Consider the following 23,171-nt stretch of genomic DNA (forward strand, 5'->3'; position numbering starts at 1 on the left):
GTCGAGCCTGGCTGGATTCCGATAATATCGACGCGAGACTCACTGCCTGACTGGCTACAAAATTCCGCCGCAGGTCAGGGAATACGACGCCCGTGCCATTGCGCTGGTTGGTTACGGCGCTCGGCTCAGCCGCATTAGGCGGGTAGTCGCGATGGTGGCTCATCTCGGCGCCCAGCGCCCGCTCGATCAGCGCCTTCTTGAGGGCCAGCGTTGCGGCGTTGATCGCTGCAGCGTTCATCGGACCGTTGCCGAATTGTTCGACCAACTCGGCGGGAGTCGCCGGCAGGTCTACCGGTTTGGCCTTCGGTTTGCGAGGCATAAAGTCGCCTTCTGAGCGTCATATGCCTTGAACACGAAATTACCGACAGGCCCCCGACAAACGACCGCTGGCCAATCTCGCCATCCGGGAATCGGCATAATCACGGTTTGCCACCGTGATTTCACGATTTCCGCAACGCATTCCCCCCGTTACCACCGCACCACCCATGTCGACCACCATCACGACCACCGCGTCGCTGAAACACATTCTCGAGCACCCGGGCGATTTCTCCGGATGGCTCTGCCTGCCACCGATGCCGTGGACGCTCGACACCGAGGGCGCATTTGCCGAAGGCGCAGACGTCCCGGAGACTGGCACGCCTCCCGTCACCGCACCGCAGCCCGGCTGGCGCGTCACGCTGAACAGCGCGACGATCGAGGACATAGTGATCAACTCACATGATCAGGTTGACGAACCGAGCGTCGCGCAATTGCTCGACGCATTCGTGTTCTACGTCGACAACGACGAATTCATTCTGCTCTGACGACGCGCGCCACGTGCCACAGTAAAAAAGGACCGCCAAGCGGTCCTTTCTTCAAGAAGCATCGGCGCCGAAGCGAAGCGCGCCCCTCAAGGCAGCGAAATCGTCAAATTCGCCGACTCCGGGCCCACCTTGATGACTTGCGAGTAAGGCGCCAACGCCTGCAGCGTCTTGTCCTTCAGATAGGTATTGAGCCCGAGATACCCGAGCAGGGCCACAAGCGCGAACACCGCCCCGATCGCCCAGACCGGCACCTCGCGCTTCAACCGATGCGCGATCTGATCCGGCAGCGGCCAATGCGGAGCGAACGCGGCGCGCTTCCCCTTCATATGCGCGATCTCGTCCCCCAGCCGCGCGGTGAGGTAAGCGAGCTTCTCCGGCCCTTCGAGCAGATACTTGCCCTGGAACCCGAGCAGCAGGCACATGTGAAAGACCTCAAGCGACTGCAACCGCGCCGCGCCCTGCGCCCGACATTCCTCGAGATACTGAAAGAATTTCTCCCCCGCGAGCTGCTCGCCGAACAGCACGAGTTGCAGCGGCCGGCGCTCCCAGTCGGTGCGGATCTTGAACTGCGAAGACAGCACCATCTCGTCGACGGCCGCGCAGTACGCGAACTTCGCGCCATACACGTCCTCGGCCGGAATGTTGAGCTTCTTCGCGCCGCGCTCGAAATCCGACAGAAACTCCTGGATCTTCGTGCTGAATTCGCTCGCGCTGTCCGGCTCGCGACCGTTCTTGAGCAGGAACAGCATGAAAAACCCGTCGTACAGCAGGTCGAGCAGCGAACGGGCCTGGAACGCGGCGTCGGTCGACGCCGGGGTATGCAGCGGGGCCGGCGCGTTGTCGCCGAACAGAGAAGGCGCGTAGCTCATGATGTGACCGCGATCAGTTCGAATTTCAGGTCATTGATGCCAGTCGGCGCGTAGATCATCGCGGACTGGGCCTGCAGCATGCGCTCGTAGAGCGCGCCGCGCGAATCAAGCTGGAAATAGCACGCACCGGGTCGCACCGGAATCGCGGGCGGCACCTGCGGCATGTACGACAGCCGCACGCCCGGCATGGCCGACAGCACCAGCTTGTCGACATCGTCGGGTGCGCCGACCTTGAAGCGGGCCGGCACCGCGTCGATGAGCTCGACGTTGGGCATGTCCGCGGACACGGCCAGGTAGAACTCGGTCTTGTCGTCGATCTTGCCCGAATCGAGGCGGCCGAGGTGGAACGACGGACGCACCTCGTCGAGCGTGATCGCGAAGTAGCGCGTCGAGATCACGGTGTCGAGCAATTCGCGCAGCATCAGGTCGAGGCGCGCGAAGCTCGGCCCCGGATCGTCATGGCGATACACGGGCAGGTCGGCAAGCGTGTAGCCCTTCGAAAACGTCATCAGCTGGCCCGCGAGGCGCAGCAGTTCCTGGAACAGCCGCTCCGGATGCAGCGCCGCATGCTGGTGCAGGTGCGCGAGCGTCGCGAACGCGGCGTTTGCGGTGTGCAGCAGCCAGAACGACGCGATGTCGCCCGAACGGAATTCGATGATGTTCTTCGACGGCTCGCGGTGAAAACCGTACAGCGCATTCACCTTCGCCTGCAGCGCGTCGACGAGCTGGCGCAGCCGCTGGTGCAGGATCGGCGAAGCGTCGATCGCGAGGCACGGCGGCACGAAGCTGTCGTCGATCTCGAAGCCGGACGTCGCGGTGCGGCGCACGCGCACGAGCGGCACCGACAGCAGCTGGTCGCGCGGCTCGCTGTGCGCGATCAGCTTGACCTGCGTCTTGAGGAACGTGATGTCGGCTTCGGCGGCGTCGGTGAAGTTGTCGGCCACGCTCGTCTGCTCGCTGACGAAACGCGTCATGAAGCCGGCGGCCGGATCGTCGCTGTAGTTGGTGCCGTTCTCGCGCAGCGGGTGCAGCGCGAGGTAGAACACGAATTCGTTGATGCCGTCGGGCAGCGTGTCCAGCGCGATCGGCGGCGGCAGGTCGTCGGCTTGCGGCGCGGCATACAGCGCGCCGTCCGGGAACACGAGCGCAAGCTCGGCCACGCGCAGCACGTTGCTGCCGAGCGCATCGCGGTCGATGCGCACCGAGCGCACGCCCCAGTTGTACGGCTGGATCGCCTGGATGGATTCGAACAGGCGCGCCTCGTGGTAGGCGTCCTGCCGCTGAAAATGTTGGGGCCGGAGGAACAGCCCTTCCCCCCAAAGCACCTTGGCCGAATAACTCATGTCAAATCCGGTTAATGTCGCGTTGCGATGTAATCGATTTGTTCGTGCCCGAATTAAATCGCCAATTTGTTAACTCTTGTTAATTGACATTCGTGCGTCATGCTTAACCGCAGGTGACCGACGAAAGCAAATTCAGCGGTTGTGAAGGCGCACCCTGTTGCGGTGCGATGACGGAGCCATCGGTGACCGTCATCGCGCAATTATGCAGGCCGACGATTATGCCGGATTTCTCCGACTTCGCCGGGTCGAACGTCAGTTTCCAGCGCTGGATGGCGGGATCGCGAAACAGTGCGACGATGCCGAATGCCTGCGCTTCGCGCGACACTTTTTCGGTCGCCGTATAGCGCTGGCCCGGAATCAGCGTGATTTCACGCACGTTCAGCAGATCGGTGCCCAGTGCGGCCTTTTCCTTGGCCGGATCGGTGAATGCATCGAACGGCGCTTGCTGGAATGAAGTCGGATCCTTCAGCGCGTAGAGCCGCACCACCAATGCGAGCGGCTTGCGATCGTTCGCGGCGTTGAGGTTCGGCGCGGCGGCGAGCGTGAGCCCGATGTTGCGCGGCGGCTTCTGGGCATCCGGCAGTTCGGGCTTGCCGACGCCGGCGGCCTGCATCACGGCGCTCGCGGCGGAGCCGAGCAGCGGGGCGGCCGCGCATCCGGCCAGGAGCGCGCAGGCGATCAGCGGCAGCGCATAGCGAATCATGGACGATCTCATCATGTTTCCGGCGTGCCGCCTTTAACTCCCCTGTCAAAACTACCGGGCATTTCCGCGTTCACCGCGAATGCCGGCTAATCTGCCGTTCAACTATTAAGCACACGTGCGACGCATTGCGGTTCCGGAATTTTTTTCCGGTGCCTGCACGAAGCGTTGTCGAGCAAGTAAAACTTGCGCATTCCCGTCGATGGAAAGGCCGCCGCCGGGCCGTTGCCGGAGACGTTTCGAGGAGGTAGCGCACGGTTTTAAAAGGAATTACTCTTCACGCAGCGATTGAATTATGAAAAATTGATCGGTACTATACCCGCGCGCTTCTTGCAAAGCAAAAGAACCAGATTCTCAACGATTTTAATACTCACGCGCCGGTGGATATAACGATGAAAGACCGTCTCTTCGCAAAATTGTCTGGGGTAGTGCTGGCCTGCGGCGTGATCGCCGGTTGTGCGAGCCAGCCGCCTGCGCCGCCGACTGCCGAGGTGTTCAACAAGTCGCTTGCCGATGCGGACGCCGTTGCGAAGTCGGGTGACCAGGACAAGGCGCTCGGCCTGTACCAGCAGCTCGCGAAGTCGGATCCGACGCGCGAGGAACCGTGGTCGCGCATCGCGCAGATCCAGTTTGCCCAGAACCACTATGGCCAGGCGATCGTCGCCGCGCAGGAGGCACTGCAGCGCGACGCGACCGACCGTCAGGCGAAGAGCGTGCTCGCCGTCGCGGGGCTGCGGATCGCGACGCAGTCGCTCGGCGAGCTGCGCCAGGATGCATCGCTCGCGGGCGATGCGAAGTCGGACGCGCAGGCACTCGCGAAGCAACTGCGCGACACGCTCGGCGAATCGGCGCTGTTCCCGCCGGAGCAGCGGACCACGAAGACGCGTACGGCGCGCCGCGTGATTCACCGTCCGAAGGCCGGCGCGGCGCCGGCAGTCGAGGCAGCCGCAGCAGCAACCACCGCGCCGACGCCGCCGGCCGCGCCGCAAAAGGGCGGCGCCGATCCGTTCAGCGCGCTGCGCAACTGACCGCAACTGACGCGATAACCACAACTAACCTGGGAGCCGTCGAGATGGCCAAGAAAGAAAGCATTCAGAAAAGCTTGCAGAAAATACGGCCGCCGCGCGTCCAGCTGACCTACGAGGTCGAGAAGGGCGACGCGATCGAGGTGAAGGAACTGCCGTTCGTCGTCGGGGTCGTCGGCGATCTGGCTGGCCAGTCGGAAGTCGAGCAGCCGAAGCTGCGCGACCGCAAGTTCGTCAACATCGACCGTGACAACTTCGACGACGTGATGAAGGCGATCGAGCCGCGCGCCGCGTTCCAGGTGGAAAACCGCCTGAGCCCGGAAGGCGGCAAGTTCGCGGTCGACCTGAAGTTTCGTTCGCTGTCGGATTTCAACCCGGACGAAGTCGTCGAACAGGTCGAGCCGCTGCGCCGCCTGCTCGAGGCGCGCTCGAAGCTCGCCGACCTGCGCAACAAGCTCGCCGGCAACGACAAGCTCGAGGATCTGCTGTCCGAGGTGCTGAAGAACACGCAGCAGCTGCAGGAGCTCGCGAGGGGCACCGGCGGCGACAAAGACGGCGAATGACGACGGAGTGTTGAGATGAACCAGCAAACGGCTGCGGCCCAAGCGAGCGGCGCGGAATACGCCGCCGGGACTTCGCTGCTCGACGATATCGTCGAGAAGAGCAAGGTCGCGAAATCCGATTCCGAGCATGCGCGCGCGAAGGACCTGATCGGCGAACTCGTGCACCAGGTGCTCGACGGCACGGTGATCGTGTCGGACAACCTGTCGGCGACGATTGACGCGCGCGTCGCGGAACTCGACCGCCTGATCTCCACGCAGCTGTCCGCCGTGATGCACGCGCCGGAATTCCAGCGCCTGGAAAGCACGTGGCGCGGGTTGGACTACCTGGTCAAGGAAAGCAACACCGGCCAGACGATCAAGATCAAGGCGCTGCACGCGCCGAAGCGCGACCTCGTGCGCGACTTCAAGGGCGCGAGCGAGTTCGATCAGAGCGCGCTGTTCAAGAAGGTCTACGAAGAAGAGTTCGGCACGTTCGGCGGCTCGCCGTTCGGTGCGCTGATCGGCGATTACGAGATCTCGCGCCAGCCGGAAGACATGTACTTCATCGAGCAGATGTCGCACGTCGCGGCGGCCGCGCACGCGCCGTTCATCGCGTCGGCGTCGCCGGAGCTGCTCGGCCTCGAGTCGTTCTCCGACCTCGGCAAGCCGCGCGACCTCGGCAAGGTGTTCGACACGGTCGAATACGCGAAGTGGAAATCGTTCCGCGACGCCGAAGATTCGCGCTACGTCGGCCTGACGCTGCCGCGCTTCCTCGGCCGCCTGCCGTTCAATCCGAAGGACGGCCAGACCGCTGAGAACTTCAACTTCGTCGAGGAGGTCGACGGCACCGAGCACGACAAGTACCTGTGGTGCAACGCGGCGTGGGCCTTCGCGGCACGCCTGACGGCTGCGTTCGACGACTTCGGCTGGTGCGCCGCGATTCGCGGCGTCGAAGGCGGCGGCCTCGTCGAGGATCTGCCGACGCACACGTTCAAGACCGACGACGGTGAAGTGGCGCTGAAGTGCCCGACCGAAATCGCGATCACCGATCGCCGCGAGAAGGAGCTGAGCGACCTCGGCTTCATCCCGCTCGTGCATTGCAAGAACTCGGATTACGCTGCGTTTTTCGCCGCGCAATCGGTGCAGAAACCGAAAAAATACAGCACCGACAGCGCGAATGCGAACGCCGTCCTGTCCGCCCAGCTTCAGTACATCTTCTCGGTATCGCGCGTCGCGCACTACCTGAAGGCGATGATGCGGGACAAGATCGGCAGCTTCGCATCGGCGCAGAACGTGGAGACTTTCCTCAACCGGTGGATTTCGCAGTACGTCCTGCTCGACGACAACGCGTCGCAGGAACAGAAGGCGCAATTCCCACTGCGCGAGGCATCCATACAAGTGTCGGAGATTCCGGGCAAGCCGGGCTCGTATCGTTCGGTCGCGTTCCTGCGTCCGCACTTTCAGCTCGACGAACTCTCGATTTCTCTGCGACTTGTCGCTGATCTGCCCAAACCGGCAAATTCATAAGCGAGCTAATCGCCCGGGCGGGCCGCCTGGGTAGGACGTTAAAACCACCTCTTTGGGGAGTCGAAGGGCCATGTTACACATGCACTTGCAGTTTGGTAGTCCGGCGGTGAAGGGCGAATCCGCGGACAAAGACCATCAGGGCTGGATCGAGCTGAAATCGTGGGATCACTCGATCGTTCAGCCGCGTTCGGCAACGGCATCGACCGCAGGCGGTCACACGATGACGCGTTGCGAGCACGGCGACATGATTTTCACGAAGGAAATCGATTCGTCGAGCCCGCTGCTGTATCAGCACGCATCGGGCGGCACCACGTTCGATGAAGTGACGGTCCATTTCTCGCGCGCGGACGGTGAAGGCAAGCGCGTGCAGTATCTGGAAGTGAAGCTCAAGTACGTGATCATCTCGAGCATCGCTCCGAGCGTTCGCGAAGAAGGTCTGCCGCTCGAGACGTTCTCGCTGAAGTACGCGGCCGTGCAGTGGAAGCAGACCCAGCAGAAGATCGGCGGCAACCAGGGCGGCAACACGCAGGGCGCCTGGAGCCTGACGAAGAACGACAAGACCTACGCGGTCTAAGGTCGGATGCGGCAACGGGGCGCGCGGCGTCCCGTTGCCGTTTTCGCTGTGCACGCCGGCCGATGAAACGATTCGAACCCAGTTTTCTCGACAAGCTGTTCGACGACGAACCGCACCTGCCGGCCCCGGCCGCGATGCGGCAATTGTCGCTGGACGAGCTGAAGAACACGGTCGCCCGCGACGTCGAGGCGATCCTCAACACCCGTATCGCGCACACCGAGATCGAGCTGGCCGCGCTGCCGGAATGCCAGAAATCGGTGCTGACCTACGGGCTGAACGATTTCGCGGGGCTGAGCCTCGCGAGCCACTACGACCGCGCGTTCATCTGCAAGTCGATCCAGCAGGCCATCGCGCGCCACGAGCCGCGGCTGCAGCAGGTGCAGGTGACGTTCGAGCTGAACGAGCAGTCGACCAACGCGCTGTACTTCGCGATCCAGGCACTGCTCGTCGTGCATCCGGCCGAGGAGCCGGTGAGTTTCGACGCGATGCTGCAGCCGTCGACGCTGCAGTACTCGGTCACGCGGACGCGCGCGGCCAGAATGCTGTAAATCAAGCCGCCGAGCGGGCCGGACCGCCCGGTGATGGTTCAGGGTCCGGCAGGAAATATTGAGGTTCGGGGTCGTCGATGGAAGAATTGCTGCCGTACTACGAGCGCGAATTATCGTTTTTGCGGCGCTATTCGCGAGATTTCGCGGAACGTTATCCGAAGATCGCTGCGCGGCTCGCGTTGTCCGGCGAGCACTGCGAGGATCCGCACGTCGAGCGGATGATCGAGTCGTTCGCGCTGCTCGGCGCGCGCATCAACAAGAAGCTCGACGACGACTACCCGGAATTCACCGAAGCGCTGCTGGAAGTGCTGTATCCGCACTACCTGCGGCCGTTCCCGTCGTGCTCGATCGCGCAGTTCACGCCGGCTTCGCCCGGCCAGCAGACCGAACCGGTCGTGATCGACCGCGGCACCGAGCTGAAGAGCCGCCCGATCCGCGGCGTGCAGTGCCGCTTCCGCACCGCCTACGACGTGACGCTCGCGCCGATCCGCATCTCGGAAGCGCGCTACACGCCGGTCGCGCTCGCGCCGAGCGCGACGGTGCTGCCGTCCAACGCGACGGGCGTGATCTCGATCACGTTCGAATCGCTCGCCGCGCAGCTCGATCTCGGCGCGCTGAAGGTGCCGACGCTGCGTGCGCACCTGCACGGCGAGCAGTCGTTCGTCGCCGCGCTGACCGACTGCTTGTTCGTCAACGTGCTCGGCGCGTATGTCGAGCCCGAACGCAACGGCCGCTGGACCGCGCTGCGCAAGCTGCCGATCACGCAGGCCGGCTTCGACGAAGACGACGCACTGATCGACTATCCGGCGAAATCGCATCCCGCGTATCGCCTGCTCACCGAATATTTCGCGTTCCCCGACAAGTTCGACTTCGTCGATTTCGACCTCGCGGCGATCGCGCGCGCGTCGGGCCGCTGCCAGCGCGCGACGCTGCATCTCGTGCTGCAGGACGTGCGCAGCGATTCGCACGTCGCGCGGTTGCTCGAGCTGCTGACGGCTAGCCATTTCCGGCTGTTCTGCACGCCGATCGTCAACCTGTTCCGCCAGCACGGCGAGCCGATCCGCATCACGCACCGCGCGGTGTCGTACCCGGTGATCGCCGAGGCGAGGCGCGCGTTCGCGTACGAGGTGTACTCGATCGATTCGGTGAAGCTCGTCAGGCAGCAGGCGCACGAGGAATCGGTGATCGAGTTCCGGCCGTTCTATTCGCTGCATCACGGCGAGGCGGCGCGGATCGGCCATTACTGGTTCGCGCGCCGCAACGACTGGGTCGCGCAGAAGAGCCCAGGCTATGAAACCGAGATCTCGATCGTCGACATCGATTTCGAGCCGACGTCGCCGCAAACCGACACGCTGAGCCTCGACCTCACCTGCACGAACCGCGACCTGCCGTCGATGCTCGCGTTCGGGCTCGAAGGCGGCGACCTGTTCCAGGAAGGCGGCGCGCAGACGAGCGGCATCTCGCTGCTGAGGCGCCCGACGCAGAGCGTGCGCTTCGAGCGCGGTCGCGCCGCACACTGGCGGCTCGTGTCGCATCTGGCGCTGAACCACGTGTCGCTGGTCGCGCACGGCCTCGCGCCGCTCAAGGAAATGCTGACGCTGTACGACCTGCGGCGCACGGCGGTGTCGATGCGCCAGATCGACGGCCTCGTCGGCGTCGAGCAGCGCGGCGCCGTGCAGTGGCTGCCCGGCAAGCCGTTCGCGACCTTCGTGCGCGGCATCGAGATCCGCCTGACGATCGACGAGGAGCACTTCGTCGGCGCGAGCCTCGCATCGTTCGTGCGCGTGCTCGACAGCTTCTTCGGGCTTTACGTCCACCTCAACAGTTTCGTTCAACTAGTCGTGGTGTCGAAGCGCACCGGCGAGGAGATCATCCGATGCAAGCCCCGAACCGGCGAATCGATCCTGGCGTAGTCGACGCGCTGCTCGACGAGCCGCACCGCTTCGAGTTCTTCCAGGCGGTGCGCGTGCTCGAGGGGCTGTTCGCGCGGCAGGCGTCGGATGCCCCCGGCGCATGGCGGCAGGGCGACGTCGTCGCGCAGCGCATCGAATTCCGCAACACGCTGTCGCTCGGTTTTCCGCCGAGCGAGATCGAGGGCGCGCGCTCGTTTGACGACGACGGCACGCTGCTCGACTCGGGCGAGCAGCGCGGCGCCGCGCTCGCGGCCGGCGAGCTCGGCCACGTCGAGCTGACGCCGGCGTTCTTCGGGCTGCTGGGCGGGCAGGGCGCGCTGCCACTGCACTACACCGAGCAGATCGTCGCGCGCGAGCACCTGAAGCGCGACCATGCGGCGCGCGCGTTCTTCGACGTGTTCTCGAACCGCGCGACCGCGCTGTTCTACGCGGCGTGGAAGAAATACCGGCTGCCGTTCCATTACGAGCTCGATCGCGACGAGCGCTACCTGCCGCTGCTGCTCGCGATCGCCGGCGTGCCGAGCGACGAGGTGCGCGACAGCCTCGCGGCCGGCGCGGGCGGCGTGCTCGACGAGGCCGTCGCCGGCTACGCGCTCGCCGCGCGGCACCGGCCGATGTCGGCCGCGTACCTGCAGCGCACGCTGTCCGACTATTTCCGCGTGCCGGTGAAGATCGACCAGTTCGTCGGCAAGTGGTACGACGTGCCGCCCGACCAACTGAGCGTGCTCGGCGAAGTCAACGCGGTGCTCGGCGCGACGGCGCTCGTCGGCGAACGCGTCTGGCAGCGCGACATGCGCGCGCGGATCGTCATCGGCCCGCTGTCCAAGCGCGACTACGAGGCATTCCTGCCCGGCGGCGCGCAGGCCGTCGCGCTCGAGCGGATGCTCACGCTGCTCGCCGGCGTCACGCTCGAATACGAGGTGAAGCTCGTGCTGAAGCGCACCGAGGTCGGCGCGAGCGTGCTCGGCGCCGGCTCGCGGCTCGGCTGGGACGCGTTCCTCTGCACGCGCGACGCGGTCGACGACCGCTCGGACGCCCGCTACGAACTGCACGTGATTCACTGATTCCGAACGACAACAACACGCAATCGAACCTGAGATCGACGCCATGAGCACGCCTCTGAAGACCCTGATCACGAAACTGAATCCGCTGTGCCGGCACGCGACCGAGCGCGCGGCGAGCGCGTGCCTGGCGCGCGGCCACTACGAGGTCGATCTGGAGCACCTGTTCCTCGCGCTGCTCGACGAGGCGACGGGCGACCTGCCGCTCGCGCTGCGCGCGAGCCGCGTCGATCCGCATGCGCTGCGTGCCGATCTCGAGCGCGAACTCACGCGCCTGAAGACGGGCAACACGCGCACGCCGGTGTTCTCCGTGCACCTGATCGCGCTGTTCGAGCAGGCATGGCTGATTGCGTCGCTCGATTCGCAGCTCGGCCGCATCCGCTCGGGGCACCTGCTGCTCGCGCTGCTGACCGCGCCCGATCTCGCGCAGTTCGCGCAGCGCATGTCGTCGCAGTTCGCGGAAATGAACGTGACGGACCTGAAGCACAAGTTCGACGAGATCATGGCCGGGTCGAGCGAGGCCGAGCCGCGCCAGGCTGATACCGACGACGGCGGCATGGCGCCGGCCGCCGACGGCGCCGCGCCCGCGGCCGGCCCGTCGAAGACGCCCGCGCTCGACACGTACACGACCAACCTCACGCAGCGCGCGCGCGACGGCAAGATCGATCCGGTGATCGGCCGCGAAGCCGAGATCCGCCAGGCGATCGACATCCTGATGCGCCGCCGCCAGAACAACCCGATCATGACCGGCGAGGCGGGCGTCGGCAAAACCGCCGTCGTCGAAGGGCTCGCGCTGCGGATCGCCGCCGACGACGTACCGCCGCCGCTGCGTGGCGTCGCGCTGCACGTGCTCGACATGGGGCTGCTGCAGGCCGGTGCGAGCGTGAAGGGCGAGTTCGAGAACCGCCTGAAGAGCGTGATCGACGAGGTGAAGAAGAGCGCGCACCCGATCATCCTGTTCATCGACGAGGCGCACACGATCATCGGCGCGGGCGGCCAGGCCGGCCAGAACGACGCGGCGAACCTGCTGAAGCCGGCGCTCGCGCGCGGCGAGCTGCGCACGATCGCCGCGACGACGTGGAGCGAATACAAGAAGTACTTCGAGAAGGATGCCGCGCTCGCGCGGCGCTTCCAGGTCGTGAAGGTCGAGGAGCCGAGCGAACCGCTCGCGGCCGCGATGCTGCGCGGGATGTCCGGGCTGATGGAGAAGCACTTCAACGTGCGGATCCTCGACGACGCGATCACCGAGGCCGTGCGCCTGTCGCATCGCTACATCAGCGGCCGCCAGCTGCCGGACAAGGCGATCAGCGTGCTCGACACCGCGTGCGCGAAGGTCGCGCTCGCGCACAGCGCGACGCCGGCCGCGATCGACGACACGAAGAAGCGCATCGAGCGGATCGACGCGGAAATCGCTTCGCTGGAACGTGAGGCGGCGGGCGGGGCGTCGCACGACGAGCGGCTCGGCGAACTGCGCGGCATGCGCGACACGGCGCTCGCGCAATTGACCGAGGACGAAGCGCGCTATGAAGCCGAGCGCGCGATCGTCGCCGAGATCACCGAGTTGCGCGAAGCGCTCGACAAGGCACGCGGCCCGTCGGAGGACGGTCAGCCGGTCGACGTGCAAGCGACCCGCGACAAGCTCGCCGAGCGCGTCGCGGCGCTGCACGCGCTGCAGGGCGGCGAGCCGATGGTGCCGCTGCAGGTCGACGGCCACGTCGTCGCCGAGATCGTCGCGGCCTGGACGGGCATTCCGCTCGGCCGGATGGTGAAGGACGAGATCGACACGGTGCTGAACCTGCAGCCGCTGCTCACCGCGCGCGTGATCGGCCAGGACCATGCGCTCGAAGCGATCGCGCAGCGCGTGCGCACTGCGACCGCGAACCTCGAGGATCCGAACAAGCCGCGCGGCGTGTTCATGTTCGTCGGGCCGTCGGGCGTCGGCAAGACCGAGACCGCGCTCGCGCTGGCCGACATCCTGTACGGCGGCGAGCGCAAGATGGTCACGATCAACATGAGCGAATACCAGGAAGCGCACAGCGTGTCGGGTCTGAAGGGTTCTCCACCGGGCTACGTCGGCTACGGCGAAGGCGGCGTGCTGACCGAGGCCGTACGCCGCAACCCGTATTCCGTCGTGCTGCTCGACGAGGTCGAGAAGGCGCACCCGGACGTGCTCGAGATGTTCTTCCAGGTGTTCGACAAGGGCACGATGGACGACGCCGAAGGGCGCGAGATCGACTTCCGCAACACGCTGATCATCCTGACGTCGAACGTCGGGTCGGCGGCGGTGATGCAGGCATGCCTGAACAAGCCGGCCGAGGAGCTGCCCGATCCGGACGCGCTCGCCGAGGCGCTGCGCCCGCAGCTGTACAAGACCTTCAAGCCGGCGTTCCTCGGCCGGATGAAGGTCGTGCCGTACTACCCGATTTCCGACGACGTGCTGGCCGAGATCATCGAGCTGAAGCTGGACCGGATCCGCCGCCGCATCGAGGCGAACCACAAGGCTGCGTTCGAATGGGACGAGTCGCTCGTCGATGCGGTGCTTGCGCGCTGCACCGAGGTCGATTCGGGCGCCCGCAACGTCGACCATATCCTGAACGGCACGCTGCTGCCGGAGATCGCGGGCCACGTGCTCGGCCGGATCGCCGACGGCGCGGCCATCGCGCGCATCGCGGTGCGCGCGGACGAAGCCGGCGAATTCGCGTACACCGTCGAATGAGCCCCGCGCGCGACATCTCATGCATCAACGGATTCACTGAACCATGCCGATCAATCTCCCCGAGCTGCTGACGCCGATCAGCGATGCGTCGCCCAGCGGCGACGACCTGCTGTTCTCGAACGAATTCGACGCGATCCAGGACGCGCGGCGCTACGACGATCCGACGCTCGACCAGGGCGAATGGGTGACCGAGATCAAGGAGGCCGACTGGGGCTTCGTCGTCGATCACGCGGGCGAGTTGCTGCGCACGCGTACCAAGGACCTGCGGCTCGCCGTGTGGCTGACCGAGGCGCTCGCGCTGGAGGACGGCATCACCGGCCTCACCGAAGGTTATGCGCTGCTGGAAGGCCTGTGCCGAGACTACTGGGACACCGTGCATCCGCTGCCCGAAGGCGACGACGTCGAATACCGGCTCGGCAACGTCGCGTGGCTGTCCGGCCGCACGGCCGAGCTGCTGCGCGGCATTCCGGTGACGGACGGCGCGTCGAACGCGTTTACCACGCTCGACTGGGAAGTCGCACAGCACGTCGCGCAGGCCGTGAGGCGCGACCCCGAGCATGCGGACGACATCGCGCGCGGCAAACCGTCGGTCGAGCAGGTCGATGCGTCGCGGCGCGTGACGCCCATTGCGTTCTACACCGCGTTGCTCGCGAACCTGAAGGCGTTCGAGTTCGCGCTCGATGCGTTCGAGGAGCGGCTCGTCGAACGCGCAGGCGATTCGGCGCCGAGCTTCCGGCAGGCGCGCGACGCGTTCGAGACCGTGTACCGGCTCGTCGAGCGCTTCGCGCGCGAGCAGGGTTATACGGGTAGCGCGCCGCACACGCAAGCGGCGCCTCAGGCGCAGCCCGAGCGTATCGAGCCGAGCTTCGGCGACACGTTCCACAGCGAGGAGACCCTCGTGCAGTCGCAGACCGTTCCGCGTCCGCCGGTGACGCAGATGATCACCGGCATCCAGAACCGCGCACAGGCCGTCGACCAGCTGCGTGCCGTCGCGCGCTACTTCCGACAGACCGAACCGCACAGCCCGGTCGCGTATCTCGCGGACAAGGCCGCCGAATGGGCCGACATGCCGCTGCACAAGTGGCTCGAGAGCGTCGTGAAGGACGACGGGTCGCTGTCGCATATTCGCGAGCTGCTCGGAGTGAAGCCCGACGAGCAGTCGTGAGCGATGGAGTGTTGACCTGAGAGCGCGGGCCCGGCGGGTTCGCGATGAACGAGAAGAAGGGTGACGCATGAACGTGACCGAACTGGCGCAGGCGATCCGTGGTGGCCTGATTCAGCAGGACCGCCTGCTGAAGACGGATATCCCGTCGCTGCCGAATAACGCGCTCGTGCCGCGCCGCGCCGTGACGCGGTCCGAGCTGGGGCGCGATTTCAGCGCGGTGCTCGACTTCGTGTCCACCGCGAGCGACGTCGAGCTCAAGACACTGATTGCACAGCCGATCACGCTGTGGATCCAGCAGGCAGACAAGTCGTATCTGCCGATCAACGGCTATATCCATACGGCGCGGCGGCTCGGCGCCGACGGCAGCCTGTCGAGCTACCAGCTGCGCTTCGCGTCGTGGATGCATTTCCTCAAGTTCCGCAGTGACATGCGGTACTGGCAGGACCAGCCGGTCGACGCGATTCTCTCCGACGTGTTCGACATGCATCAGCAGGCCAGGGGCAGATATCAGTTCGCGTTGTCGAAGCCGTTGCCGTCGCGGTCGTACTGCCGGCAGAGTGAAACGGACTGGAACTTCGTGCATCGGCTGATGGAGGACGAAGGGCTGTTCGGTTTCTGGCGTCACGACGAAGACGGGAAGGCGCACACGCTCGTCATCACCGACGACCTGCATGCGGTCGATGCGCTGTCGCCGAATACCGTCACGTTCGACCGCTCGGGCACGGGCACCGAAACCGCCGGTTTCACGCAATGGGCCGCGTCGCGGACGCTGCAGAGCACGCTTCACACGACGCGCACGTTCGACTACAAGTCGCCGTCGTCCGCGGGCAACCCGAACGGCACGACGCTGCCGACCAAGGCCGGCCAGGGCGATCTGCCGGATCAGGCGGAAATCTACGAATACACGGGCGCCTATACGTATCCGGGCCAGGATCGTGGCGAACATCTGTCGAAGATCCGCCTCGAGGAATGGGAGTCGCGCGCGAAGCGTTTTTTCGGCGTAGGCGGCGTGCGCGGGATTGATGCCGGCCGGCGTTTCACGTTGACCGATCATCCGGAGCACGACCGCGATCCGGAGGGCGATCGCGAGTTTGCGGCGATCGGCGTGACGCGCTACATCGAGAACAACTTGCCGCTGTCGGACCACGAGGCGCACTTCCCGCACAGCCTGCAGGACCGGCTCACGCAGGCCAAAGCAGGACACGGTGCGGCGGCGGCGTTCGAGGTCGGTCATGACGACGGTTCGGCCGGGTTCTATCTCGTCGAGGTCGAAGCGCAGCGCGCAGCGGTGCCGTATCGCAGCCCGTTCGAGCACAAGAAGCCCGTGATGCAGCTCGAGACAGCCATCGTCGTCGGGCCGAAGGGCGAAGAGGTGTATACGGACGAGCTGAACCGGATCAAGGTCATGTTCGTCTGGGACCGGCAGAACGAGGGCACCGAAACCGCGTCGTGCTGGATGCGTGTCGTGCAGTCGGATACCGGCGGTGGCTACGGCGCGGTCCATATTCCTCGGGTCGGCGAAGAAGTACTGATCGGCTATCTCGGCGGGGACTGCGACCGGCCGATCGTCATGCATCGCGTGTACAACGGCGCCGTTAAGCCGCAGTGGCATAGCGACGGCATCCTGTCGGGATTTCGCTCGAAGGAGTATGCGGGCGGCGGTCACAACGAAATGGTGCTCGACGATGCGACGGGCCAGAACCGCGCTCGCCTGTTCAGCAGCAGCGCGAATTCGCTTCTCCATCTCGGCTACCTGATCGAGCAGAACGGCAACACGCGGGGCGCGTATCTCGGTTCGGGGTTCGACTTGCGCACGGATGCGTACGGTGCCGTGCGCGCCGGGCAGGGGCTGTACGTCACGACGCATCCGAAGCAGGCGAACAGCCAGCCGCTCGACGTGCGCGAGACGCAACAGCAGCTCGTCAATGCCGAGGGGCTGATCGAGTCGTTGTCGCAGGTCAGCGAAGCGCATCAGGCGGAAAGCCTCGGCGACGGTCACGATACGCTGAAGACGTTCACCGACGCGACGCAGGAGAGCGTGGCGGGGGCGTCGTCGGGCGGCCGGACCGCCGGCGGCGGGACGGGGAGTGCGAATGCGTTCAAGGAGCCGGTGATGCTGTTCGCGAGCCCGGCGGGGATCGGGGTGGCGTCGCAGCGGTCGGTGCACCTGGCGAGCGACCGGCAGACCAATATCGTCAGCGGTCAAAGCACCTTCATCACGAGCGGCAAGTCGCTGATCGCCGGCATCCGCGACCGCATCAGCCTGTTCGCGCAGAACGCCGGAATGAAGCTCTTCGCCGCAAAGGGCAAGGTCGAAGTGCAGGCCCATGCGGACAATATCGAAGTCACCGCGCAGAAGGCCGTGAAGCTGGTGGCGGCGACGGAGAATGTCGACGTGGCCGCAAAACAGGAGATCCTGCTGACCTCGGGCGGTGCGTATATCCGGATCAAGGGCGGCAACATCGAGATTCACGCGCCGGGGAAGATCGATTTCAAGGGCGCGCAGCACACGTTCGCCGGGCCGGCGAGCATGCCGTATCCGCTGCCCGCGATGCCGGGCGGCACGTGCAAGCAATGCGTGTTGAACGCGCATAGCGGGCGCGAATCGATGGTCGAGGCCGAATGATGGACGACGTCAACGACGCGGGCGACGTGGCCCATCGGGACGATGCGGTCGAGGCGAGCGAAGCCGTCGACACCGCGCCGAATCCGCGCGAGCCGGCCTGGCCGGCGTTCCTGGAAACACTGAAGGCTTCGCTGGCGCAGGCGGACGACGACGGCAGGGCGATGCGGCTTTATGTGCTCGTCGATACGCGCGGCTATCAGGAGCTGGATGTGCAGCTCGCGGCGGTGCGCGGCCTGCGCTATGCGTCGCTCTGGATCGATACCGGGCTCGATGCCTATACGGATATCGCGCCATACCTGATCGCGTTCGATCGCGACGCGCTCGACGACGAACATGCCGAGCAGCATCGGCTGCTGCGTCAGCTGTGGCTGGACGCGGTCGATCTGCATGCGGTGACATGGCTGTGGTCGACGTGGACGTTCGACGCACTCGATGCGCATCTGCGCCACTACGTGCAGTACAAGTTGCCCAATGGTCGTTCGTACTACCTGTTCTTCTTCGACAACCACGTATTCGAACGCTTGCGGCGGGTGTGGAGCGATACGCAGGCGCGGCAGTTCGTTGCGCCTTTCGCCGAGATCCGGTATCGCGATCGGCGGCTCGACGAAGTCGTGTGGCGCAACGATGCGCCGGCGATCGAAGGCGCGATGCCGCGGGGCGATGCGCCGAGCCTGAGCGAGCAGCAGCATGCGCAGTTGATCGAGCTCGGGTATCCGGACAAGCTCGTGCTGAAGTTTCGCGAGACGATGGCGGCGGTGGTCGATCACTTGTCGGATGCCGAACTTCACGATCAGGTCGTCGAGCAGCTCGATCGTGCGGCGGCGCACGGGATTGCCGATGAGGTCGGGTTGCTCTGCTATGTCGTGACCGGTGTGCAGGTTGCGCCGCGGTTCGACGAGCACCCGGCCGTGAAGTCGTCGCTCGAAGCAGCGTCGCGCGGAGAGACGAGCGTCGATGCGGCGCTGGCGTCGATCGACGATGCGACCTGGGATGCGATTCGCGATGCGCACGAGCGCGCGTTGCTGGAGGTGCGTAGTGACGTGGCATAGGTCCGGGGGGGCGATGGGCCTGCTTGCGGTGGCTTCGAGCTTGAGCGCGTGCGGCAAGTCGGAACCGACCTACAACGGGATTTCGGTCATGGGCCGGAATTATCTGCCGTACAACATGAACGGTTTCACCATCACCGACGCATACCGCAATAAGGCGAGCGGAGGCGGAGACGATCCGCCGGGGGCTGGGGGCGGTAGCGTGGAATGTTGCTACAAGCGCAGGGGGACGGAATGTGTCGTCAAGTGGAACTACTACGATGTCGACCAATGGCACAAAGGGGACAAGCAAATGTTCCATGCCGAGACGAGGGTGCCGATGCCGCAGTCACGGGTGGCTGACGATGCGGGTGCCAGAGATGCGGCATGGCTGAGTCGGCTACGTTCGCTCAGGGCGGGCAGGCGTCCATCGGCATCGAATGCCGGACGGGCTTCCAGCCGTGCGCGAGGGTGATCGATCAAGATGCAAACAGGCGCTAGCTCGCCACGGAGCGGCGGGCGAGGCGTCACTCAGAAGGGAAACATCGATGCACAGAGGAACGAAATTGGCGCGTATGACGGGCCGTGTTCTGGCGACTTGCCTGTTGTTCGCCGCCGTGACGGCCTGTGGTAAATCCGAGCCGACCTACAGCGGGATTTCGGTCATGGGCCGGAACTATCTGCCGTACAACATGAACGGTTTCACCATCACCGACGCATACGGCAACAAGGCAAGCGGTGGCGGAGACGATCCGCCGGGCGCAGGTGGCGGCAGCGTCGCGTGTTGCTACACGCTCAAGGGCACCGAATTTACGGTCAAGTGGAAGTACTACGACGCAGATCGATGGACGATGGACGACTCGCATACGCAGCAAGTCGAGACCAAGGTCGTGATGCCGTCGTCGGCCGTTCCAGAGAAAGTCGGCAACCGGATTCTCGAAGTTCATTTCTATCCGGATCGTCACGTCGAGTTTCAATTCCCCGGCCAACTGCTGGACGAATCGCGCATTCCGGTCGTAGATGTTTCCCGATGGATGGCGACGCACTATCAGCAGCAACTGGACAAGAAATTCGACGATACGGATGGACAGTCGCATCGGCGCATTGCGCGTGCCGTCGCGACTGGGTGGCTGAAATACCAACTGACCGACCGGAACGACCTCGAGCAGTACGCGTATTTCAGTTTACTCGTGAACAGTCGATTCGATGCGCATCCGGAAGTACAGCGGATCTTGCGGGCTGCGGCCGGAAAGCCCGGTGCGTTCGCCAAGTCGATGCAATCGCTGCCGAAGAACGTATTGGCCGAACTGGCAAGCGGCAAGTTCAAGCCGTTGAACGTACCGACGATTCCCGACGGCTTGGTGCCGCCGCCGCGCGTAGAGGAGAAGCAGCATGGCTGAGAGAATCAAGCTCGATCCGGATGACGCGACACCGATGTCCACATACATGCAGCTTGTCTGCCAGGACGCAAACATGTATCCGAAAGGGGACTGTTTGCCATGTGGCGCGACGATTCGCATGGGATTTTTCTTCGATGCGTTCGGCAGAAGCCGCGATATTGACGACAAGTCGAGCTCGCAATATTCGAACATCTGCCGTTTGTGGGAAGCACACCGCGACAACGACGACAGGCATCGGCCGGTCAATCAGTTCTGGTTCCGTTTCTATTATTCGGGACTGGGCACGCCGCTCAACGAGTCAGCCAAGGCCAATGAATGGATCAATGCGGGCGTAGCCGCGGCCAAGATGGGCGGCAAGAAAGCGTTGAGCGGAGCGGAGTCGGTCGCCAAGTCGTTCACGCGCGTCAATACGCCAATCAAACAGGCCAGCGTGAAAAAGCGTGCCGACGATGTGAAGAAGCAGTTCGTTGAGAACTTTCTCGAGGGGGATTTTTCGCTTCGACCAATCGATAAGGCATTCCAGGATCTTCGGAAGGATATCGAGCGCATTCCCGCTCAGGCGCGGCGCGTCATGAATGTGGTGAATGCGTCGCCGGAGCGATATTGGGAACGCACCAAGGCGACCGGAACGCTGCTGTGGCGCAACGCGAAGAACGATTTCAAGAACAACGTCAAAGGCGCCCCGATGAAGGCGGGCTGGGCGGTTGCGCGAAGTCTTTTTGTCGGCATAGCGATGGAGAACGTGCCGATCGTGCGTGACAATTCCGTCATGGCCAAGGCTTTCGGGACGGGTGTCGATACGCGGTTGATCGCAGCCAAAGATCAGTTCGAAGAGGCGTACCGCGCGGTCAAGAAGCAGATGCCGAAGGTCCGGGCCATCGAGGTATCGGTGTTCGGCGCGGACCGCGGGTGCGTGCTCGCGCGCGCGTTCATCAACGACTTGGCGGAGAAATACAAGCGCAGGGATGACATGGATCTCGCCATTGACGGCGTATCGATTCAGATCAAGTTTGTCGGCCTGCTCGATGCTGTTTCGTCGGCCATGTCGGAAGAGGCCGGCGAGCTGATCGGCATGGTGCCGTATCTGGGGATGATCAAGACCAGCTACAAGGATCGAGCCCTGGGCATACCGGCCAGTGTGCAACGCTGCGTTCATTTTGCCGCAGCGCACGAGATGCGCTTTTATCAGCGTCTCGACAGTCTCGAGAAGACCCGCGGCGAGCAATTCCTTTATCCGGGTACGAGTTGCGATGTCGTTGGCGGCGCACCCAACGGTTCGCTTGGCTTCAACGCCGAGTTGATGCGGATTCCTCTGCGAGACATGCTGCTGGAGGCGTTGAAGGCAGGGGCCGTCATGGATACGATGGAGGATCTGCGAGACAAGAAGCCGGACACATTCCGGAAATTCACGATTGCACAGCCGATCAATGCAGACGGCAAGCAATATCGCATCAAGCAACTCGTCGACGCGTACTACGCCCTCGTGCCCCGCAAAGCCGGCGTCGACTTCGTTGCGCACTCGAAGATATTCATGCGCTGGATTGCCGCCCGCTACATGGATCCCGAATTCCGTCGCACGATTTCGGACCCGGTCGCCGACTGGAGGCGCAACATGAGCGATGCCGACTTGCAGCGCAAAACGACGAAGTCGCAACTCGACTGGGAACTGCAGCGACAAGGCATCAACATGAGCATGCTGGCCAGCCGCAGCCAGGCGGATCAGGAGAAGCTGCGGGGGATGAAGGCCGCGAGCGACGCAGCGCAAAAGCGCTATGAGCAGGTAATCGCGGAAGCGCCGAAAGACTACTCGACGGTCTGGGAGCGTCTCGAGAAAGAAGCGGCCAAGAAACTGCGTCACTCGACGTACCAGGACGGCTGGAAGCAATCCGCGGAGCGCATCCGAAACCTGCCAGACACGTGGGATTCTGATAACAAGGCCAGCGCGGCAGCGGTCGAGTCAGCCATGCTGCCCGAAGCTGAAATGGAGCTCGTGTCGGCATGGAAGGAAGGCATCGAAGGCAAGAATCCGCTTCCGCCCGACGTGATGGCGCTGTTCGACATGCTCGTCCACGATACGTTGCTGACGAGCTGGCAGGACCATGTGCTTGCGCCGTCGCTGTACTTCCGGACGCGGGACACGGACGAGTTCGGGGTCACCAATCTCGCCAAGGAAGCGGCACAACGCAAGAAAGACGACCGCGTCGCCGCCCGCATCGACCAGGCTGCCAAGCAGAGCCAGGAATGGGCGAAAAGCTACAAGGGCGGCGCAACACCTCCCGTTCACTGACGCCCGGCTTCCGCCCATGAAAAACGGGCGGCGACATGACTGTCGCCGCCCGCATCGGATCGTACGCCGGCCCGCCTGGAGCCGGCTGCGGTCCGCCTACTGCCCCACCCGGAACTCGATCCGCCGATTCCTGGCCCGCCCATCCGCCGTGTCATTCGGCGCGATCGGCTGATCCGGCCCGACGCCCGTCGTCGTCATCTGCTGCGGCGGGATGCTCTTCGTGATCAGATAACCCTTCACCGCATCCGCGCGCGCCTGGCTCAGCGCGATGTTCGACGTCCGGTTCCCCGAGTTGTCGGTGTGGCCGATGATGTCGACCGTGCGGTTCTGCATCTTCGCGAGCGCGGCGGCCATCTGGTCGAGGATCAGCTTGCCCTGCGGCGTCAGCGTCGCACTGCCGGTCTCGAACTCGATCGTCCGGTTCGCGAGCGTCTGGTCGAGCACACCCTGCTCGGATGCCGACACGCGCAGCCCGTTCTTGATCGTATAGGTCGGGTTCAGCGTGTTCGCCATGTCGCTCGCGAGCTGCTGGCGCTGCGCTTCGTTGTGCACCTCGCCCTTCATCTCGATCTGCGTGCCGTTGATCTTCAGTTGCCCCTTGCTGATCTGCTTGAGCTGCGCGCCGAGCAGCTTCTGCACGTTCGCGCTCCAGTTCGGCGGCGTCGCGACGTCGCCGACCTCGATCTGGTCGACCACATTCGCCGCGCCGTAGGTATCGCGCAGCTTCTGCAGCACGGCGGCCTTGGTCGCCTCGTCGGGCACCTTGCCGCCGACCACCACCTGGCCGGGCGTCGCGTTCGCGGGCGGTGGCGAGATCGTGCCGGCCGTGCCGTGCACCACTGTGCCGGAGGCGATAGCAGGCGCGGCGCCGGGGTTCGCATTCGCCGGCAGCGCGGTCGTCGCAACCGTACCGTTGCCGATCGGCGTGACGGTCGCGCCGCCAGTGTTCTGCGCGTAGGCCGCACCGCTGGCGACGAGGCCGGCGGCGGCGAGGGCGGCAACGAATGCCGAGAAGCGCATGCGCCGGACGTGATTCGTACGTTGCAT

Annotated in this window: 18 protein-coding genes and 2 pseudogenes; 15 read left to right on the top strand and 5 right to left on the bottom strand. The window is 64.6% G+C overall.

Translation table 11 applies throughout. The features are described 5' to 3' along the window. A pseudogene (locus tag WS75_RS19145) lies at positions 1 to 319 on the bottom strand (hypothetical protein); the annotation flags it as partial. A 166-nt stretch (positions 320 to 485) separates the two neighbouring features. Here WS75_RS19145 and WS75_RS19150 point away from each other — a divergent pair. Next, the gene (locus WS75_RS19150) at positions 486 to 803 is read left to right on the top strand and encodes a DUF7716 domain-containing protein (RefSeq protein WP_059682126.1); all 318 of its coding nucleotides are present in this window, start codon (positions 486 to 488) and stop codon (positions 801 to 803) included. An 86-nt stretch (positions 804 to 889) separates the two neighbouring features. On the opposite strand, the gene icmH is transcribed toward WS75_RS19150, so the two are convergent. The 3 genes from icmH to tssJ all read right to left on the bottom strand — a co-directional run bounded on the left by icmH (position 890) and on the right by tssJ (position 3,730). Next, positions 890 to 1,672 carry a type IVB secretion system protein IcmH/DotU gene (icmH, locus tag WS75_RS19155; protein ID WP_059607861.1) on the bottom strand — a complete coding sequence of 261 codons (783 nt, stop codon included), beginning with the start codon at positions 1,670 to 1,672 and terminating at the stop codon, positions 890 to 892. Next, positions 1,669 to 3,015, bottom strand: a complete 1,347-nt coding sequence (gene tssK, locus WS75_RS19160; RefSeq protein WP_059682129.1) for a type VI secretion system baseplate subunit TssK — start codon at positions 3,013 to 3,015, stop codon at positions 1,669 to 1,671. Before tssK ends, icmH begins: the two co-directional genes overlap by 4 nt. Positions 3,016 to 3,118: 103 nt before the next feature. Next, a complete protein-coding gene (gene tssJ, locus WS75_RS19165; RefSeq protein WP_059682217.1) occupies positions 3,119 to 3,730 on the bottom strand; it encodes a type VI secretion system lipoprotein TssJ in 612 nt (203 codons plus the stop codon). Between the two features lie 377 nt (positions 3,731 to 4,107). Here tssJ and WS75_RS19170 point away from each other — a divergent pair, with 377 nt between their 5' ends. The 14 genes and pseudogenes from WS75_RS19170 to WS75_RS19230 all read left to right on the top strand — a co-directional run bounded on the left by WS75_RS19170 (position 4,108) and on the right by WS75_RS19230 (position 22,124). Beyond that, positions 4,108 to 4,743 carry a tetratricopeptide repeat protein gene (locus WS75_RS19170; RefSeq protein WP_059682132.1) on the top strand — a complete coding sequence of 212 codons (636 nt, stop codon included), beginning with the start codon at positions 4,108 to 4,110 and terminating at the stop codon, positions 4,741 to 4,743. A 44-nt stretch (positions 4,744 to 4,787) separates the two neighbouring features. After that, the gene (gene tssB / locus WS75_RS19175) at positions 4,788 to 5,303 is read left to right on the top strand and encodes a type VI secretion system contractile sheath small subunit (RefSeq protein ID WP_059682135.1); all 516 of its coding nucleotides are present in this window, start codon (positions 4,788 to 4,790) and stop codon (positions 5,301 to 5,303) included. Between the two features lie 15 nt (positions 5,304 to 5,318). Next, complete coding sequence (gene tssC, locus WS75_RS19180; protein ID WP_059682137.1) at positions 5,319 to 6,809, top strand: type VI secretion system contractile sheath large subunit; 1,491 nt, start codon at positions 5,319 to 5,321, stop codon at positions 6,807 to 6,809. A 70-nt stretch (positions 6,810 to 6,879) separates the two neighbouring features. Continuing rightward, positions 6,880 to 7,383: an Hcp family type VI secretion system effector gene (locus tag WS75_RS19185; RefSeq protein ID WP_006477093.1), complete on the top strand. Its 504-nt coding sequence runs from the start codon at positions 6,880 to 6,882 to the stop codon at positions 7,381 to 7,383. Positions 7,384 to 7,445: 62 nt separating this feature from the next. Continuing rightward, positions 7,446 to 7,931 carry a type VI secretion system baseplate subunit TssE gene (gene tssE / locus WS75_RS19190; RefSeq protein WP_059682139.1) on the top strand — a complete coding sequence of 162 codons (486 nt, stop codon included), beginning with the start codon at positions 7,446 to 7,448 and terminating at the stop codon, positions 7,929 to 7,931. A gap of 77 nt (positions 7,932 to 8,008) precedes the next feature. After that, positions 8,009 to 9,844, top strand: coding sequence for a type VI secretion system baseplate subunit TssF (gene tssF / locus WS75_RS19195; protein ID WP_059682141.1), 1,836 nt, complete (start codon positions 8,009 to 8,011; stop codon positions 9,842 to 9,844). Further along, the gene (gene tssG / locus WS75_RS19200) at positions 9,808 to 10,908 is read left to right on the top strand and encodes a type VI secretion system baseplate subunit TssG (protein WP_059682142.1); all 1,101 of its coding nucleotides are present in this window, start codon (positions 9,808 to 9,810) and stop codon (positions 10,906 to 10,908) included. The genes tssF and tssG overlap by 37 nt, the downstream gene beginning before the upstream one ends. 43 nt (positions 10,909 to 10,951) lie before the next feature. Then, a complete protein-coding gene (gene tssH / locus WS75_RS19205) occupies positions 10,952 to 13,621 on the top strand; it encodes a type VI secretion system ATPase TssH (protein ID WP_059682144.1) in 2,670 nt (889 codons plus the stop codon). 43 nt (positions 13,622 to 13,664) lie between these two features. After that, the gene (gene tssA, locus WS75_RS19210) at positions 13,665 to 14,786 is read left to right on the top strand and encodes a type VI secretion system protein TssA (protein WP_059682147.1); all 1,122 of its coding nucleotides are present in this window, start codon (positions 13,665 to 13,667) and stop codon (positions 14,784 to 14,786) included. A 67-nt stretch (positions 14,787 to 14,853) separates the two neighbouring features. Beyond that, positions 14,854 to 17,412 (top strand): type VI secretion system Vgr family protein, encoded by a 2,559-nt coding sequence (locus WS75_RS19215; protein WP_059682149.1) that lies wholly within the window; start codon positions 14,854 to 14,856, stop codon positions 17,410 to 17,412. Next, the gene (locus WS75_RS35205) at positions 17,412 to 18,461 is read left to right on the top strand and encodes a DUF4123 domain-containing protein (protein WP_059682150.1); all 1,050 of its coding nucleotides are present in this window, start codon (positions 17,412 to 17,414) and stop codon (positions 18,459 to 18,461) included. Before WS75_RS19215 ends, WS75_RS35205 begins: the two co-directional genes overlap by 1 nt. Positions 18,462 to 18,474: 13 nt before the next feature. Next, positions 18,475 to 18,816: pseudogene (locus tag WS75_RS34655) on the top strand (DUF3304 domain-containing protein); the annotation flags it as partial. 169 nt (positions 18,817 to 18,985) lie between these two features. After that, positions 18,986 to 19,837: a DUF3304 domain-containing protein gene (locus tag WS75_RS19225; protein ID WP_059682152.1), complete on the top strand. Its 852-nt coding sequence runs from the start codon at positions 18,986 to 18,988 to the stop codon at positions 19,835 to 19,837. Further along, complete coding sequence (locus WS75_RS19230) at positions 19,830 to 22,124, top strand: DUF2235 domain-containing protein (RefSeq protein WP_059682154.1); 2,295 nt, start codon at positions 19,830 to 19,832, stop codon at positions 22,122 to 22,124. The genes WS75_RS19225 and WS75_RS19230 overlap by 8 nt, the downstream gene beginning before the upstream one ends. A 96-nt stretch (positions 22,125 to 22,220) precedes the next feature. Here the strand turns inward: WS75_RS19230 and WS75_RS19235 are convergent, their stop codons facing one another. Further along, complete coding sequence (locus tag WS75_RS19235; RefSeq protein ID WP_059682156.1) at positions 22,221 to 23,171, bottom strand: OmpA family protein; 951 nt, start codon at positions 23,169 to 23,171, stop codon at positions 22,221 to 22,223.

The organism is Burkholderia sp. FL-7-2-10-S1-D7 (assembly GCF_001524185.1).
Lineage (GTDB): Bacteria > Pseudomonadota > Gammaproteobacteria > Burkholderiales > Burkholderiaceae > Burkholderia > Burkholderia diffusa.